Genomic DNA, 1,089 nt, shown 5'->3' with positions numbered 1-1,089 from the left:
TAATTACTATGAAGAAACAGCTAAAAAATATATTGAATTACTGAATGAAAATGATAAGACTGATAAAGAAACAGTAAAATATACAAAAGAAGAAATAACAAGTAAGCTAGAAGCAGCCAAAAAAAGAATAGAAGAACTTACAGAAATGGCAGAAGAAATACAGCGAAATGGGGAAATATCAATAACTGACCCGGATGCAAAACACATGAGTGTCAGTAATAATGGTACAGATATAGCTCACAATGTACAAATAGCAGTAGACAGCAAAAGTCACTTAGTAGTAGCAGTAGATGTAGTAAGTACCCCAGCAGACCAAAACCAATTACACAACATGGCCTCAAAAGCGGTGGAAGAATTAGGGCTAAAAGAAAATAATGATTTGGAAGATGAAACCTCCCATGCAGAAAAAGAAATAATAACAGTATTAGCAGACAAAGGATATTACAGTGGAGAAGAACTAGAAAAATGCAAAAATGATCATATTAAAACTATAGTTCCCAAGCAAAAAAGTGGCACAAAGACCGGAGACGAAGAATATATAAAAGATAAATTTATATATGATAAAGACAAAGATATTTACATATGTCCAGGTGGAAAAGAACTACAAAATATCAGTAAAACAAGTAGTAAAGATAAAGTCTATAGAAATACTAAAGCATGTAGTAAATGTAAACATAAAGATAAATGTACAACATCTAAAAAGGGACGTGTTATAAAAAGAGGTCCCTATCAGGAAACATACGATGAGGTAGATAAAATAACACTAGAAAATAAGGAGCTTTACAGACAACGTCAAATGATAGTAGAGCATCCTTTTGGAACAATAAAAAGAGCCTTAGGCTTTACCTATTTTCTTACTCGAGGAAATGAAAATGTAAAGTCTGAGTCTTGTATGCACTTTTTTACATATAATCTTATCAGAGTAATAAATATCCTAGGAGCTAAGGAGCTTACAAGGATACTAAAGGCTAAACAACAAGCCTTTTTTAATGTTTTTTTATTGTTACCAAAAATTAAGTATAATTCTCATAAATTACTACTGATTATGAATAAAAAAGCATGGAAAGCGGACTGATTTTACGCAACCTG

1 protein-coding gene is annotated in these 1,089 nt (G+C 31.5%); it reads left to right on the top strand.

Annotated features, from left to right (window positions below; genetic code table 11):
• Window positions 1–1,075, top strand: a 1,075-nt coding sequence (locus CHB72_RS25765) for a transposase (protein ID WP_089285701.1), incomplete at its 5' end; no start/stop codon positions are given.
• Window positions 1,076–1,089 lie beyond the last annotated feature (14 nt).

The sequence above is a fragment of the Anaerovirgula multivorans genome, from assembly GCF_900188145.1.
Taxonomy (GTDB): domain Bacteria; phylum Bacillota; class Clostridia; order Peptostreptococcales; family Natronincolaceae; genus Anaerovirgula; species Anaerovirgula multivorans.
This window is presented reverse-complemented; position numbering and strand designations above follow the sequence as displayed.